Consider the following 14,448-nt stretch of genomic DNA (forward strand, 5'->3'; position numbering starts at 1 on the left):
ATTGAGCCTTCCCGCACGTCTGCGCGTACTTCACCTCGACGGCCAGCCGAGATCCGGTCGTCACGTCGGCCGCTGGGGGGTGGCTGACGCCGAAGACGACTGCCGAGCGGGTGAGGTCGATGGTGTTCCAGACCTTCGAGGATCAGCGTGCTGGCCGGGATCCCCGGGAGGTTCCGGGCTTCTGGGACGAACCCGGCCTCAACCGGGGTGTCCCACGCGGCGACATCATCGTCGAGGCGCCCGAGAATCCCACGGGCTGGCAGGGCTCCGGCCCGAGCATCGCCACCGACGACCGCCCGCCGTCCGAGGCCACCTCGGGCAACCGGCTGCTCACGGTGCTGCTGTTCTTCGCGGGTCTGGCCACCAGCCTCGCGCTGTGGCTCTTCGAGACCGAGGCCGGCGCGGTCAACGACACGGCCACACTCATGATGGCGATCGGCCGGATCACCGGGCTGGCCGGCGGCTACGTGCTCTTCATCCAGTTGCTGATGATGAGCCGCGTCTCGTTCCTGGAGGAGTGGGTCGGCGCCCGCGACCTGCTGCGCTGGCACCGCTGGCTCGGCACATCACTGGTCGTGCTGGTCGGCGCGCACATCGTCTTCATCATCTACGGGTACGCACTGACCGCGGAAACCGGCGTGGTCGACCAGGGCCTCACGATGATCAAGACGTTCCCGAACATGATCAGCGCCACGGTCGCCACGGGCCTGCTCGTCTTCATCAGCTTCATCTCGATCAGGACGCTGCGCAACAAGCTCAACTACGAGCTCTGGCACCTGATCCACCTGACCGGATACCTCGTGCTCCTGCTCGGCTACGGCCACCAGGTCGCGATGGGCGCGAACCTCTCGGGCAAGTTCGCCGACATCTTCTGGCCCGGCCTCGGCGCCCTGGTCATCGCCGCCCTGGTCTGGGGCCGGCTGATCGAACCCCTCTGGCTGAACTCCCGGCACGGCTTCCGCGTCGCCGAGGTGGTCGCCGAGGGTGCCAACACGTTCTCGATCTACATCGACGGCCGCAACCTCGAAAAACTCCCCGCCAAGGCCGGCCAGTTCATGCGCTGGCGCTTCATGACCCGCAACGGCTGGTGGCAGTCCCACCCGTTCTCCCTCTCCGCGGCCCCCAACTCGCAGTGGCTGCGCCTGACCGTCACCGCGGTCGGCGCCCACACCGCCCTGCTGGCGCAGATGCGCCCCGGCACCCGCATCTGGGCGGAAGGCCCGTTCGGCACCTTCACCGCCCAGCGCCGCACCCGCCGCCGGGCCCTGCTCATCGCCGGCGGCAGCGGCATCGCCCCCATCCGCGCCCTGCTCGAGGACATGCCCGCCGACACCATCGTCATCTACCGGGCCAGCCGCCCCGACGAACTCGTCTTCCGCGAGGAACTCGAAGACCTCGCCGAACGCCGCGACGCCTGGGTCCGCTACATCGTCGGCTCCCGCAACGACCCGGGCCCCCGCCGCCTGTTCACCCCGGAAGGCCTCCTCGGCCTGGTCCCCGACGTCAACCGCCGCGACGTCTACCTCTGCGGCCCACCCGGCCTGGTCGGCGCCGCGGTGCAGACCCTGCACGAACTCGACGTGCCGGCCAGCCAGATGCACCTCGACCCCTTCGAATTCTGAGCCCTGGGAGTAAGTGATGCGACGCAGTACCGCAGCAGCAGTCGGAACGCTCACCGGAGCCGCCCTCATCATCGGCGTCCGCCTGAGCGTCTCCACGCCGCCCGTAACCGCAGCCGCACCCCCCGCCATCGACCTCTCCGGCAACGGCCAGGACGACACGGCCGCCCCCGAACCGTCGGCCTCGAAGAAGGGCGGCTCAGACAAAGCCGCCGAATCCTCCTCCGAGTCCTCCTCCGACAAGGACGCCTCAGCGGACAAGGACTCGTCCTCGGGCGAGGCCGGCGGCTCCGGCCTGAAAAACGGCGTCTTCCAGGGCACCGGCTCCAAGAACCCCTACGGCACCATCCAGGTCTCCATCAAAATCACCGGCGGCAAAATCACCGCCGCCGACGCCACCTACCCCACCACCGCCGACAGCGCCACCATCAACCCCCCGGCCATCAAAAAACTCAACGAGGAAACGGTCAAAGCCCAGAGCGCCGACGTCGACGCCGTCTCCGGAGCCACCTTCACCTCCGAGTCCTACGTCAAGTCCCTCCAGGCCGCCATCGACAAGGCCACCCCGTGACCCTCCCGGCCTGTCCGGATGGCGGCACGAGCGACCTCCCCGCCCGGAGCTTCGGCAACCCGCTCTTGGGCTTCGGCACTGCCGGTAACCGGGGCTTGGGCTTCCACGCGGCCGGCAACCAGGGCTTGGGCTTCCACGCGGCCGGCAACCCCGGCTCGGGCTTGGGCGAGGCCCTCGACCCCAGCTCAGGCTTCAGCCTGGCCAGCAACCCCAGCTCGGGCATTGCCATGGCAGCGGGCTCTAGCCTTCCCATGGCCACAGCCACAGGCCCGGGCTTCGGCATGGCCGCGGGTTCAAGCCTTGGTATGGCCGCGGGTTCAAGCCTCGGCATGGCCGCGGGCACAAGCCTCGACATGGCCGCGGGCACAAGCCTCGACATGGCCGCGGGCACAAGCCTCGACATGGCGGCGGGCTCGGGTGAGGGCCGGGCAGGGTTCCGGCCGGGCGCGTAGAGTCGCGCGTCATGCACCACGCCGAGCACGTGATGGGCACGGTTGTCAGCATCGACCTGGCCGATGATCTGCCCGAGGACACCCTGCGCGGGCTGGTCGGTGACGTGTGCGCCTGGCTGCACGAGGTGGACGAGCGGTTCAGCACCTACCGCGAGGACAGCGAAGTGTGCCGCTTCCGCCGCCGCGAGCTGACGCTGGAGGAATGCTCCCCCGACATGCGCCTGGTCCTGGACGCCTGCGCGGACCTGTGGCGCTCGACGGACGGCTACTTCGATGCGTACGCCGCGGGCCCGCTCGATCCCTCTGGTTTTGTCAAAGGCTGGTCGGTCGAGGTCGCCTCGGCCCGCCTGGCCGCGGCAGGCTCCACCCACCACTGCATCAACGCCGGCGGCGACATCCGCGCCCGCGGCCTCTCCTCGTCGGGCAAGCCCTGGAGGGTCGGCATCCGCCACCCCTGGGAAGCGGACAAACTCAGCTGGGTCCTCTCCCTCGCCGACGCCGCGGTAGCCACCTCCGGCACCTACGAGCGAGGCGACCACGTCTTCAACCCCCGAACCGGCAAACCGGCCCGAGGCCTCCGCTCCGTCACCGTCGTCGGCCCCGACCTGGCCCTGGCCGACGCCTACGCCACCACCGCCCTCGCCATGGGCACCCCCGGCATCGAATGGCTGGCCAAACTCATCCCCGACGGCTACGAATCCGCCGTGGTCACCGACGACGCCCGAGCCTTCACCACCCCCAACCTCCCCGCCGCCGTCTAATTCACCAGCTCAGCCCCGCGACCGTTCAGCCCACTTCGTCCGCCGCCGCAGCCTGACCCGCCGCCCCCGCCCAGCACGCTGCCTACCCTGCCGTCCGGCCCGCTGCCGCCCGGCCCGCTGCCGCCCGCCCCGCTGCCGCCCGCCCCGCAACGGCTCAGAAGTCGGCGAACAGGTAGGGCATCTGCTTGGGGAACAGCGCGCCCAGCACCTGCACCGCTTCCGCGTCGATCTGGCCGAAGCCGCGCAGCACCACCTCCACCGGGTCCAGGACGCCGTAGGCCAGCGCTGAGATGCCGGCGCAGGTCAGCGTGGCCTGGGGCTCGTCCTTGGTCTCCTCGACCGTCAGGACGCCCGCCTCGCCCGTGATGCGGTAGCGCCCGCTGAGCAGGTCGTCGTTGATCACCTCGACGGTGACGCCGAGGTCTGCGCGGGTGTGCAGACCGTTCAGGGCTGTCATCGAGAGCAGCCGCACCATCGGGCCACCGTGTTTCGGGTAGCCGGTGCGCCCCTCGGTCACCACCGCGAAGTCCGTGCCCCACAGGTCGGGGACCTCGTCGGCGCCGATCTTCACGATCACACGGGCGACCTGGTCGACGTGCCGGGCGAAATACTGCAGGAGCAGCGCGCGACCGAGGGGCCCGGTGGTCAGCAGATCCTCGGCGATCAGGTCCCCGCCGTACTCATCGATCCGGTAGATCACCGCCCCCACCACCTCGCCGCCGGAACGGGCGATCGCCACCCAGCGCTTGGTCCGGTCGCGGAACTCTGCCGTGCGGGTCTCGTCGAACACGGCGAACCCGTGCCGCTCCTCCAGCAGGCGCAACGTGAGCGCGTCGAACTCGTCAAAGGCCGCGGCGAACGGCAACCGCTCGACCTCGCCCGGCAGCTCAGCCCGGACCAGGTGCGCGAGGCCCTCAGGCGCGAACGTGGCGGTGCGCACCCGGGGCATCCCCACATAGCCGAAGTGCCCGTAGAACGAGGGACGGAACGGGTAGAGGGCGCTCACGGCACACCCCTGCTCCCGCGTCTGCTCCAGCAACCGAGTCAGCAGCTGCCGCACGAACCCCCGCCGACGCGCGGACGGATGCGAGACCACGGAGGCGACGCCGGCCATGTCGTGCACCACGCCACGCACGTTCTGCCGCATCGCCAGGGCGGTGACAGCCGCCAGCACCTGCCCGTCCTCCTCGGCGACCAGCCCGGTGGCGGTTACGTAGAAGGGCATGCGCCGCGCATAGGTCTCCTTGTCGGCCTCAGGCCACGGAGAGCTCTCGAAGGCATAGGCCGCAAGGTCGAACATCGCGTCGGGCCGCTCTTCAGCGGGTATCTGTCGGATCTGCATGGCCCCATCCAACCCCCAGCCGCCCCGGCCCCGCTCCCCAGATTTCCAGCCTGTGGATAACCCCTCTCGGGTACGCCCGAAGCCCCGTACCCCGAGCTCATCGGAGCCCGAACCGCGCTCCCCCGCGTACTGAAATGCGGTCAAAGGGGTCTTGACCTGGCCTTTTCCGGGGTGACGACGCGCCGGGGGACCCCGGTTTGGCAAGTGTCGGCTGGACCAAGTAATGTTTCTTCCGTCGCCGGGGGAACCCGGAGGGACAAGCGGACGTAGCGCAGCTGGTAGCGCATCACCTTGCCAAGGTGAGGGTCGCGGGTTCGAATCCCGTCGTCCGCTCGGAGAGGCCACCACAGTTCGTTGCGGAGGCCAGCTCGGTGGAGTGGCCGAGAGGCGAGGCAACGGCCTGCAAAGCCGTCTACACGGGTTCAAATCCCGTCTCCACCTCGGCAACAAGAACGAGGGCGATTGGCGCAGCGGGAGCGCGCTTCCCTGACACGGAAGAGGTCACTGGTTCGATCCCAGTATCGCCCACCAGCACAGAGGCCATGTCCCACCAGCGGACATGGCCTCTTCTGTGTCTGAGTGACTAACTGGGTGACTAAGAAACGCACTCCCCTTTGTGCGGGAAGATCCGATCCATGGCGCTAGCTCCCGTCAACAGGACGGGCCTGAGCTGATGCCGGTACACCTTCTCCGTGACCGAGGTTCCGGAGTGCCCGCACAGGTCGGCGATGTCACCGATCGAGACGCCGTCGTCCGACAGCAGGGAGACGAAGCTGTGCCGTAGCTCCCGGGGCGTCCAGTCCCCCTGGTCCAACCCTGCTTCCTTGGTGATGCGACGGAAGGCCCGGCGAACGTTGGCGGCATCGAGTTCCGTGCCGAGCGCTGAGGAAAAGACCAAATCGAGGGCCTGCCAGTCACCGCCGGCCTTTTTGCGATCGTCCTCCTGAAGCGCCCGCTGAGCGCGTAGGGCGACTACTGCGCGCAGAGGTAGGGCGAGGGTCCGGCGAGACTTGGGGGTCTTGGTATCTCCGCCGTCGCGGACCGATGCCCACACCTGGATAGAGGGCGGGACGGGACTGACCGCCTCCAGGTCGCCCATCAGATCGACGTTTTTCCAGGTTAGAGCCCGCAGCTCTTCCGTCCTGGCCCCGGTCAGTAGCGAGATCACGACGTACGCGTAGAGCCGGGTGTCTTCGGCTGCGTTCAGGAGCGCTTTCGCGGCTTCCAGCGTCAGTGATTTGGAAGGGCGGCCGGGCTTGCCGGTCGGGATGCCGCAGAGGACTACGACGTTGCGCTTGACCTTGTCACGAGCCATGGCGCGATCAACCGCGCGGCTCAAGCATTCATGGATGCGTCGCACCGTGCTGGTGCTGAGGTGATGGGCGAGACCGAGCAGCCATTTATCGACTTCTGATGCCTTGAGCTCGCGCAGCTTTCGTGCGCCAAGGCCGGAGATGATGTGCTTGCAGAGGTAGCGGTTCTTCTCGATGGTGCTCTGCGATCTACCGTTGAGCCCGTAGGTGAGCCAATCTTCGACGGCCTGGGCGACGGTGAAGCCCGCTTGGTCCTGAGCAAGGCCGTCCTCGTACTCACGAATCTTGCTGCGGAGTGCGTTGTTGGCTTCGGTCTTGGTCTTGCCACTGGTTTTGCGGACGATGCGTTTACCGGCCGGGGTGTAGCCGACGGTGACTGTGGCGATCCAGCGTTGGCGCTGTTCGTCCCAGTGGATCCCGCCGTCTCCTCGGCTGCGGCGTTTGGTCATGCGGCGATTCCTCTCGTGCTCTCACGTTCCAGTAGTGCGACGTAGTCGGTGATGGCTCGGGCCGGTACAAGCCGCGTACGGCCTTCCTTTACGGTGTGCAGCCGTCCGGATCGGATCAGTTCGTAGATCACGGACCGGCTCAGGCTCAACAGCCGCATCGCCTCAGGGATGCGGTACAGCTCCTTACGAGCGGTGTCGTCCAACGGCGTTTCCTTTCTCGCGAACATCAGGCGGCCAGGGGTATGGGTAGGGTTTCGGCGCGTTCGTGGGCCAGTTCCTCGCATCCGGCGTCACGGCGTTCGCGGGCCATGGCGGCGGCGGTGTTGGCGAGTAACGCATCGCCACTGGTGTGCCAGCCGACTCCAGCGAAGGACAGCGTGCCGATGAGCAACGTCGTCTGAACCTCGACAGGCCCGGTGATGGCCGCTGTGCCCAGGTGATCATTCGTCGGGCTGGGGTGGTCAACGCGTCGGAAGGCGATCCGAGCGGCGCGGAGTGCACCAAAGGTGACGGAGTATCGGCGGCCTTTGGTGAGGAAGTGTCCGCCGTAGCCGAGCATGTGTGCCCATCGACGCAGCCGCGCATAGGGATTGACGGCTGTGGGCCGTTTCGCCGGTTGACTGTCAAGGCTGGCTTGACGCTCGGCGACGCAGACGGGGCAGGCCGCGTAGCGGGTCCGGGTGCCGCAGTCCTGGCAGGTCCAGGGCGTGTCGAACGGTATGAGCCGGTCCCCCGGTTCGGGATGGGTCACGAACCGTCCGGCGAGGGGTGCGGAGTGTTGGGTGGGGCGGCCGAGGCGCCAGCACGCGTCGATGAGGCGGGCGGTGTGATCTCCCTGGGCGTCGGCGTAGTCGTCGACGTTCTCGGCGGTGATGCGGGTGGAGGTGTGCCCGGTGGCCTCGGTGCTCTTGGTGGCGTACTTGGCCAAGTATCCCGCTGCCATGCCGTCAGTCATTTCGCCGTCACCAGTGAGGGTGATGGGCCGGATGTCGACCTGTTCTCCCCAGCCGACCGGCCATCCCGCAGCCCGGTCCGGATGCGCCGGAGTGTTGACGGTGATGTCGTGGGCGGCCTGTTCGAGGGCGTTGATGAGGTCGTCGGCGCCGATGGCCTCGGGTGGGGCAAGGATCGCATCGGGGTCGTCCGGGTTGACGCCGTCGAGGCGGACCAGGGCGTGGAAGTGGACGGCGCCCCGGCGCTGCATCTCGGCGACTTTGCCTGGTGAGACCCGCACGGGTGCCTTCCAGGTCGTCTTGCCCGAGGCGGAAACGACCGGGTGGAACGGGATGCCACGTTGGCGGCAGAGTTTTGTGAGGGCGCGTTCGGCGGCCTGTTTGGTGTGATGCCAGAGTTGGGGCGCGTACAGGTTGAACACGGCCTGGTGGTCGTAGTCGTAGCAGTCCTGGCAGAGTGGCTGTCCGAGCAGCGGGTCATCGGGTTCGTGGCGGCTCCAGCAGACAGCCGGCTTTTCGTGTTCGCACAGGCCGGTGTCGCGGCGGGCGTGGCAGGGTTCGGCCCGGCAGTCGCAGCGGCGCCTGTCGTGGCAGGTGTGTTTCTTGACGGTGCGACTGTGGACGGTGCCGAACGACGGGGCGGTCAGGGTGAGGAACACGGCCGGGTGCCGGGTGACCGTGGCGGGGATGCCCTTGCCGCCTACGAGTCCGGCGCGCAGAAGCTGGTAGGCGTCGCGCTGGTAGGTGCGAGCGCAGGACGGGCACACGGCGTGGCGACGGTTGCCGCAGGCTTTATAGATGGCGGAGTCGGGCAGTTCGTCGGTGTGCCGTTCGCTGAGCAGGCGTCCGGTGTCGGGCTCGACGGTGGTCAGGGAGCCGGACAGGCGGATCGGGCGGGTGCAGGCGCCAGCGGCTTTGACGTGTTCGAGCCAGGCGAAATAGTCCGGCCGGGCGGCACGGGCGAGTGCTGATCCGGCGGCGGTGTAGGCCGGGGCCGGTGGTGTCCAGGCGTAGGCGGTTTCGGGGTTCGAGCCCGCACCCCGGGCAGAGTTCTCCCGGGATGCGAGGTCCAGCAACGAATCCATCAGGCAGCGTTCCCGGTAGCGGGGTGCTGCGGGCCATGGTGGCCGGTGAAGGTGAAGGTCACCACGTGTTCGATGACGGTGATGAGGCAGTTCGGGCACTGCCGTTCACGCGGTTCGTGACGCCCGCAGGCGATGGTGGAAGCGGTCGTGCCGGATCGGATGGTGACCGGTCGGCGGCAGGTGCCGCCGTCGACGACGGCGACAACGGAGCGGCGGGTGTCGTAGGGGTGGGGCTCTGCGTTGGCAGGGCAGCTGTGGGTGAGGTGGTGGATGTCGACGTGGACGAAGGTCATCGGGCACCACCGAGCACAGGGCTATGCCCGTTGAGCGGTGCGGGTGTCGGGTGGTGTCCCCGGATGGCGTTGAGCAGTTGTCCGGCAACGGCCGGGGGCACGCTCATGCGGGCGGCCAGCTCGTCGACGGTGATGGGTTGCCCGGTGGTCTGCTCGTGCTGGGCGACGGAGAACCGGGCGGTGGGCAGGAGGTGGGCAGGGGCTTCCGGAGTCGGTTCCGGCACGGCCGCGGTGATGACGGCGGGCGCGACGCTGACCGTTGCGGGTAGCGCCTGTTCGCTGGTTGCCGGGATGGCGTCGGTGGCCGGTTCGCTGGCGGTGATGGACTGGGCGGCGGCCAGAAGTTCCGCTGCTTGTTCTTGGATGGCGGCGAAGTCCGGGCGGATGCGTCCGGCGACGAGTTCGACGCCGATGACCAGCATGACGACCAGGGCGAAAATCGCACGTAGACCCCACGAGCCGGGGGATGCGAAGTTGATGGTCGCAGAGATGACAGCAGCGCTGATGAACACGACCATGGCGCCGCGTTTGGCGTCCTTGGCGATGCCTGCTGTGCGGACGACGGTGAGCATCGAGACCATGGCGGCGTCGAAGATCAGCGGCACAAGGTAGGCGAAGTAGCCGGCCTTTTCGCTCCACAGGTAGTGGGCCTGGTGCAGGTAGCTGGTGAGCAGCGCGCCGAGCAGTACGAACCGGTTGAAGCGCTTGATGGAGTCGATGGCCTTGAGCATGTCGGGGACGGCTTTTTCGGCGTAGGTGAGGGCGAATACCTCGGTGAAGTTCTTGGTGACCGGTGCCGTGATCGCCAAGGGACTGGTTTTGGCGTCGCGGTTTTTACGGAGCTTCATCGGATGCCTCCGTCGTTGGTGACGGGCACGACGGCGGTGACGCCGTTGCAGTTGCTGCACCAAATCGCGGCGTATCCGTCACTGAGCAGTTCGTTGATGCGGTCGTCGAGGGTTTCCTGATCAGTCAGGAAGACGGAGCTGTCGTCACATTCCTCGCACCACTTCTTGGTGGGGCACAGGCGCAGGACAGGCCCAAGGATGGGAGAGATTCCGGCGGGGGTCATCCCGTCGATGCACCAGTGGCAGCCGGGTGCGGTGCTGTGGTCGTGTCGGTCGTAGAGGCTCATGAGGGCACCTCTTCGTCGCCGGGCGTGGAAGCCCGAGCGGGGTCGATCCAGCCGCAGACGTCGCAGTCGTAGGGGCCGCAGTACATGCAGCACTGGGAGCGGTCCTGGTCTTTGGGCATGAAGTCGGAGCAGTAGTAGTCACCACATGGACAGGGGGTCTGTGACGGCTGGGACCCGTCGTCAGGATGAATCGTCATCGGGTGGCCTCCTGCCGGACGCGGCCGGTCAGCGGGATAAGGACGACACCGTCCGGGACGGTGGCCGAGGTGGGTTCGGTGGTGTCGCGGCTGTAGCCGAATCCCTTGTCATCGGCGGGGGCTGATAGCCCGATCGGTTCGCAGGCGAGGCACGCGCCGGTGCGGCGGGGGATGTAGTAGGCCTTGAGCTGGTGGCAGAGCGGGCAGGTGCGCCGCGCTCGCAGTGCCTTGGAGATGGCCGTCAGTTGGGCCGGGGTGGCGACACGCTTGGGTGTGGCGAGGTCGCGTCGGTAGAGATAGGCAACACGGATCTGGCCGTAGTGACGCCAGAGGATCTGCGCGACGGGGTCGTAGCCACCGGGGCACAGGCTTTGTGCACGGAGTTGGCGGCGGGTTGCCAGGCCCTCGGGGACCTGGTGATACGGGAAGGTGGGAAACCCATACCGGTCGCCGGTGGGGTCGTAGAACTCGACCCGGATGCCGGTGCGCTGCCCGAGGGCTTCCAGGAACGGATTCGTCAACGCGGTGGTGGTCATTTGGTGGCTCCCCAGCGTTGCTGGGCGGCCTGCCGGGAGACTCCGAGCCGGGAGCCGATCTCTTCCCAGGAGTAGCCGTAGGCACGCAGGCCCATGACGGCGACACCGATCGCGTCGTCGAGATCCGAGGACAGGGCGACCATGTCTTGTAGCGCTTCCACGTCGCCGTCACCGACACGCTTGGCGAAGGCACGGATGATGCGCCGTGCGAACTTGCCGAATTTGTCGTTCTCGACGACAGCGTTACGGCGCTTGCTCGGGGGCCGGCTTTCGTCGCCAGCCGGGTTGAGTGTCAAGGTCTGGTTGACGTAGGAGAGGCTCACCGGGCACCGCCGGTGGGGTGGGTGGCTTCCCAGTCCGCGGCGGCGTCGTTGAGGGTTTTGATGACCTCGTCGCACGTGCGTCCGGCGTAGTCGTTCCAGTCACCGATGACGTCTATGGCCGCGATGCCGAGGCGGTGGCCGACGTCGGGGGTGCTGTATTCAGGGTCAATCCATGCCGCGAAGACACGCGCAGCGATGATGGCGGAGTCAACGGAACGGGAGTCCGCATCGTCGTCGCAGCTCAAGAGCGGTGAGCCGAAGGCGGCGATGTTGATAGCGCCGATCGCGCAGGCAGCCGGGAAGGGTGTCGTGTCGTCGACGGTGGCGAAGATTTCGCCGGTGGTCCATCCGTAGAAGCTGAGGTAGGAGGCAGCTCCGCGCAGCAGCGCGGCCGGGGTGTAGTAGGCGTCGAGGGCCGGTTTGTGGGTAGCCTTCAAGGCAGCCACGTCCTTTCGAAAGGGCTTGGTGGTGGTCGGCAGGACCCGCCGTGCTTGCAGGCGTTGGGTCGGGTCCTGTCGGCTCTCTTGTAGGTGCTAGGTCAGGCAGCCATCTGCCATTCAGAGGTGCGGCTGGTGGCCGGGACCGTGATGCCGGAAGGGCGTCGCATCCAGTCGGCGTAGTCCGCGATGTTGTAGATGTCGTCGTCGGACAGGTACGCGGCTTTGATCCGCCGGGGTGTGCCACCTTCGGTGAGCAGATAGGCGGCGCCCCGGTTCTCGGGGTTGATGTCGGAGGCGGAGTAGCCGAGCTCGGCCCAGCCGGAGCCGAGGATCACGTCGGAACTGCCGGTGGTGGTGCACCTGAATGCGCACCGGTAGCCGAACAGGTCCCGCAGGGAGGCGGGGATGATGTCCCAGCTGGTGCGCTGCGAGGCGCCGATGACGGGCATCCCGCAGGCGCGGCCGAGGGAGACGAGTCCTCGCAGCAGGGTCGAGAACTCTTTTTGCTGTGCCTCGGTGCCGAGCACAGTGGAGAACATCGCGATCTCGTCGATGACGGTGAGGATCGTGGATAGTCCGTCGTAGCGGCCGACTTTGCGGCGACGGTTGGCGAGCAGCCATTGGTATCGGTTGATGGCGACGGTCAGCAGACGACGCAGGACCGAGATCGCCTCGTCGAGGTCGGGTCCAACGAAGGCGTCACTGATGTCGCGCCAGGGGCCGAGTTCGACGAGTTTCGCGTCGAAGCACACCAGGCGGGTGTTCTCGCTGAGAGCTGCGGTGGCGGCGGCGATGTTGATGAGGCCGGATTTGCCTCCGCCGGGTTCTCCGGCGATGAGCAGGTTGTGGAAGACGACGTCGAGCGTGACGTGCTCTCCGAATTCGTCGATGCCGATGAACATGGGGTCGAACATCGACATGCCCGGACCGACCGGGACTCGGCCGGTACCGAGGGGGTCACGAGCGATGGTGGACACGATGGTCTCCGATCAAGGGATAGAGGCCGGTGCGGAGTCCGCAAGCGGATGCAATCCGCACCGGCTTTGCGTGGGCTATCAGCCGACGCGGTGTCAGATCCAGTCGTCGATGTCGTCACCCGCATCGGCTTGTGTGGCAGATGAAGCAGCAGGCTTCTTGCCGTTCGAAGAGGCCGCCGGCCTTGTGGCAGGTGCCTTCGGTTTCGGGTCGGCCGGAACGTCGGGCAAGTCCAGGTCGAGCGGAACCGTCATGGGTTCACGCGGCAGCGGCTCAAAATCCGGGTCGATCAGATCCGGCAGGGGTGAGCCGACCGTTGCGGTGAGGACCTCACGGCGTTTGATGTCGAACCTCAGGTAGGCGGCGTTGCCTTCGGAGGCACGTTCGATCATCACCGAGGAGGCGAGGCAGGTGACCGCGATCTTGTCGAGGCGCCCGACGAGATCGGGCATGGACAGACCGGGCCGCAGGTGGACCCAGACACGTTCCCCGACCGGGGTCGGGCGTGCCCAGAGGATCAGCGGGAGCGAACCGGACTGGTTCGCGATGATGAACTGCGAGAAGCAGACCCGCAACCGGTGCCGGACGACCATGCACCAGACGACGGCGACGACGTGACGTCGGATGTACGGGACAGCCGCGGGCACACCTACCACCACGGCGAGGACCGCGAGGGTGACCAGTGCCGGGGTGCTGGTGGCAAGCTGCACCCAGCCGTAGGTGAGCAGCACCGCCAGGCTGATTTCGGGGGTCCACCACCAGATGACCCGGATGACGGGCCAGATCCTGACCAGCGTCCAGACGATGGCGCCCAGGACCAGGCCGATGACCGCTCCAAGCAGGAACGCCAGGATCGGGTGCATGTGGTCCGAGGCGACCGTCATGGCGATCAAGCACGTGACGATCGTGGTGATGATAAACGCCATACGGGCGTTACGGGCCGAGGAGCGGTGGACTTTGGCCTCAATGACCGTCACCGTTCCGGAGCGTTTCCCGAAACCACGTCGGGGGGTAGATTTGGACATGACACGTCCTCCCTTACGAGGGTGGATGGGTTGGAAGGGCGCGGGGTCGGCAGGTGTAGGAGCCAGTACCGGCCCCACGCTTCATTTCCGGAGAATCAGAGGCGGCGCAGGCGTTCCAGCCCGAGAGCGATGATTCCGGCGGTCAGCCGGTCGGTGAAGTCATCGCCAGCCCAGATACGGATCATGTCGAGGGTTGTGGCGGCGGATTTGCCGTCCTTGCGTTCGAAGTCCTCGCGCAGACGAGCTAGAAGCGCGGTGAGTACGACGTCGTCCATGAGCTTTCCCCTTAGCTGCGGATTCTGTGACGGTCGTTTAGAAGGCGATGGCGATCAGTGCTGCGAGAACGGCGAAGCTAAGGCCGGTCATCAGCAGGTCGACTGAGAGGCGAACACGCCGGTATTTGCGCTGAACTGCACGCGACAGCCACAGCAGTTGCTCGGCGCGGTATTCCACGGTGACGTTTTCGATGTCAGCCAGATCAGCAGCGAGTTGCTCCGGTGATTCAGCAGCAGCGAACCGCACGAATCCGTGGTTCCCGCCGAGTGCGGGCCGGATAGCAGCTCCCAGCAACGCCAGGGCCGATACGAGTGCACCGGCCGCGATGACAGCGAGTACCGAACTCGCAATCGGGAGATGCGCCTTTGCCAGTACAGTTCCGCCACCGGTCAGGGCGGCGAGGGAGAAGCCGAACAGAATGGATGCCTTGGTGTCCACGCGTCCCATGTGGGCCTGGACTTCGTTGATGGCAGTGACCGTGTTCTCGGAACGCCGGGCCTTGCTGGAGGCGGCATTGAGGCGACGAGACATGACAACCTTCCCTTGACAGTAAAAGGGCGAACAGGTTGGAAGGCAGCGAGGTCGGCAGGTGTAGGAGCCAGTACCGACCCCGCGCCACTCTTCGGGGATGACCTCAGCGGATGAGGCCTGTGATGCCGGGGATGTAGGAGCCAGAACCATCACCGGACTCAGATGTTGATCG

Annotated in this window: 18 protein-coding genes, 3 tRNA genes and 1 pseudogene; 7 read left to right on the top strand and 15 right to left on the bottom strand. The window is 67.0% G+C overall.

The features are described 5' to 3' along the window. Nucleotides 1-119: 119 nt before the first annotated feature. The 4 genes from Ahu01nite_RS25815 (at nucleotide 120) to Ahu01nite_RS25830 (ending at nucleotide 3,403) form a co-directional block, all read left to right on the top strand. Nucleotides 120-1,622 carry a ferredoxin reductase family protein gene (locus Ahu01nite_RS25815; protein ID WP_203839216.1) on the top strand — a complete coding sequence of 501 codons (1,503 nt, stop codon included), beginning with the start codon at nucleotides 120-122 and terminating at the stop codon, nucleotides 1,620-1,622. Between the two features lie 16 nt (nucleotides 1,623-1,638). Beyond that, nucleotides 1,639-2,190, top strand: a complete 552-nt coding sequence (locus Ahu01nite_RS25820) for an FMN-binding protein (protein WP_203839217.1) — start codon at nucleotides 1,639-1,641, stop codon at nucleotides 2,188-2,190. Between the two features lie 251 nt (nucleotides 2,191-2,441). After that, nucleotides 2,442-2,642, top strand: a complete 201-nt coding sequence (locus Ahu01nite_RS25825) for a hypothetical protein (RefSeq protein ID WP_203839218.1) — start codon at nucleotides 2,442-2,444, stop codon at nucleotides 2,640-2,642. A gap of 11 nt (nucleotides 2,643-2,653) precedes the next feature. Beyond that, the gene (locus Ahu01nite_RS25830; protein WP_239159135.1) at nucleotides 2,654-3,403 is read left to right on the top strand and encodes an FAD:protein FMN transferase; all 750 of its coding nucleotides are present in this window, start codon (nucleotides 2,654-2,656) and stop codon (nucleotides 3,401-3,403) included. Between the two features lie 154 nt (nucleotides 3,404-3,557). On the opposite strand, the gene Ahu01nite_RS25835 is transcribed toward Ahu01nite_RS25830, so the two are convergent. Next, nucleotides 3,558-4,745: a GNAT family N-acetyltransferase gene (locus Ahu01nite_RS25835; protein ID WP_203839219.1), complete on the bottom strand. Its 1,188-nt coding sequence runs from the start codon at nucleotides 4,743-4,745 to the stop codon at nucleotides 3,558-3,560. Nucleotides 4,746-5,005: 260 nt separating this feature from the next. Between Ahu01nite_RS25835 and Ahu01nite_RS25840 the strand changes: the two genes are divergently transcribed. The 3 genes from Ahu01nite_RS25840 to Ahu01nite_RS25850 all read left to right on the top strand — a co-directional run bounded on the left by Ahu01nite_RS25840 (nucleotide 5,006) and on the right by Ahu01nite_RS25850 (nucleotide 5,276). Then, nucleotides 5,006-5,078 (top strand) — tRNA-Gly (locus tag Ahu01nite_RS25840). A 37-nt stretch (nucleotides 5,079-5,115) separates the two neighbouring features. Next, nucleotides 5,116-5,186: transfer RNA gene (locus Ahu01nite_RS25845), tRNA-Cys, on the top strand. Nucleotides 5,187-5,201: 15 nt separating this feature from the next. Continuing rightward, a tRNA-Val gene (locus tag Ahu01nite_RS25850) sits at nucleotides 5,202-5,276 on the top strand. A gap of 64 nt (nucleotides 5,277-5,340) precedes the next feature. Here Ahu01nite_RS25850 and Ahu01nite_RS25855 read toward each other — a convergent pair. The 14 genes and pseudogenes from Ahu01nite_RS25855 to Ahu01nite_RS25920 form a co-directional block, all read right to left on the bottom strand. After that, the gene (locus Ahu01nite_RS25855; protein WP_203839220.1) at nucleotides 5,341-6,507 is read right to left on the bottom strand and encodes a site-specific integrase; all 1,167 of its coding nucleotides are present in this window, start codon (nucleotides 6,505-6,507) and stop codon (nucleotides 5,341-5,343) included. Further along, the gene (locus Ahu01nite_RS25860) at nucleotides 6,504-6,734 is read right to left on the bottom strand and encodes a helix-turn-helix domain-containing protein (RefSeq protein ID WP_203839221.1); all 231 of its coding nucleotides are present in this window, start codon (nucleotides 6,732-6,734) and stop codon (nucleotides 6,504-6,506) included. The genes Ahu01nite_RS25855 and Ahu01nite_RS25860 overlap by 4 nt, the downstream gene beginning before the upstream one ends. Beyond that, entirely contained in the window at nucleotides 6,734-8,545 is a 1,812-nt protein-coding gene (locus Ahu01nite_RS25865; protein ID WP_203839222.1) for a replication initiator, read from the bottom strand. Before Ahu01nite_RS25865 ends, Ahu01nite_RS25860 begins: the two co-directional genes overlap by 1 nt. Then, nucleotides 8,545-8,838, bottom strand: a complete 294-nt coding sequence (locus Ahu01nite_RS25870) for a hypothetical protein (RefSeq protein ID WP_203839223.1) — start codon at nucleotides 8,836-8,838, stop codon at nucleotides 8,545-8,547. Before Ahu01nite_RS25870 ends, Ahu01nite_RS25865 begins: the two co-directional genes overlap by 1 nt. Further along, nucleotides 8,835-9,569, bottom strand: a complete 735-nt coding sequence (locus Ahu01nite_RS25875) for a DUF2637 domain-containing protein (protein WP_239159138.1) — start codon at nucleotides 9,567-9,569, stop codon at nucleotides 8,835-8,837. The genes Ahu01nite_RS25870 and Ahu01nite_RS25875 overlap by 4 nt, the downstream gene beginning before the upstream one ends. Before the next feature lie 113 nt (nucleotides 9,570-9,682). Then, nucleotides 9,683-9,973, bottom strand: coding sequence for a hypothetical protein (locus tag Ahu01nite_RS25880; protein ID WP_203839225.1), 291 nt, complete (start codon nucleotides 9,971-9,973; stop codon nucleotides 9,683-9,685). Further along, nucleotides 9,970-10,170, bottom strand: a complete 201-nt coding sequence (locus Ahu01nite_RS25885; RefSeq protein ID WP_203839226.1) for a hypothetical protein — start codon at nucleotides 10,168-10,170, stop codon at nucleotides 9,970-9,972. Before Ahu01nite_RS25885 ends, Ahu01nite_RS25880 begins: the two co-directional genes overlap by 4 nt. A 140-nt stretch (nucleotides 10,171-10,310) precedes the next feature. After that, nucleotides 10,311-10,706, bottom strand: a pseudogene (locus tag Ahu01nite_RS25890) (RRQRL motif-containing zinc-binding protein); the annotation flags it as partial. Beyond that, on the bottom strand, nucleotides 10,703-11,002 hold the full coding sequence (locus tag Ahu01nite_RS25895; RefSeq protein ID WP_203839257.1) for a hypothetical protein: 300 nt from the start codon (nucleotides 11,000-11,002) through the stop codon (nucleotides 10,703-10,705). The gene Ahu01nite_RS25895 and the pseudogene Ahu01nite_RS25890, both read right to left, overlap by 4 nt. Nucleotides 11,003-11,025: 23 nt before the next feature. Next, nucleotides 11,026-11,466, bottom strand: coding sequence for a DUF6197 family protein (locus Ahu01nite_RS25900; RefSeq protein WP_203839227.1), 441 nt, complete (start codon nucleotides 11,464-11,466; stop codon nucleotides 11,026-11,028). A gap of 101 nt (nucleotides 11,467-11,567) precedes the next feature. After that, nucleotides 11,568-12,446: an FtsK/SpoIIIE domain-containing protein gene (locus tag Ahu01nite_RS25905; protein ID WP_438874831.1), complete on the bottom strand. Its 879-nt coding sequence runs from the start codon at nucleotides 12,444-12,446 to the stop codon at nucleotides 11,568-11,570. A 93-nt stretch (nucleotides 12,447-12,539) separates the two neighbouring features. Further along, nucleotides 12,540-13,469 (bottom strand): hypothetical protein, encoded by a 930-nt coding sequence (locus tag Ahu01nite_RS25910; RefSeq protein ID WP_203839228.1) that lies wholly within the window; start codon nucleotides 13,467-13,469, stop codon nucleotides 12,540-12,542. Nucleotides 13,470-13,564: 95 nt separating this feature from the next. Next, nucleotides 13,565-13,744 carry a hypothetical protein gene (locus Ahu01nite_RS25915; protein ID WP_203839229.1) on the bottom strand — a complete coding sequence of 60 codons (180 nt, stop codon included), beginning with the start codon at nucleotides 13,742-13,744 and terminating at the stop codon, nucleotides 13,565-13,567. A gap of 37 nt (nucleotides 13,745-13,781) precedes the next feature. Then, complete coding sequence (locus tag Ahu01nite_RS25920) at nucleotides 13,782-14,276, bottom strand: Pycsar system effector family protein (RefSeq protein ID WP_203839230.1); 495 nt, start codon at nucleotides 14,274-14,276, stop codon at nucleotides 13,782-13,784. Nucleotides 14,277-14,448: the final 172 nt, after the last annotated feature.

Origin of the sequence: Winogradskya humida (genome assembly GCF_016862215.1) — a bacterium.
GTDB classification, from domain to species: domain Bacteria; phylum Actinomycetota; class Actinomycetes; order Mycobacteriales; family Micromonosporaceae; genus Actinoplanes; species Actinoplanes humidus.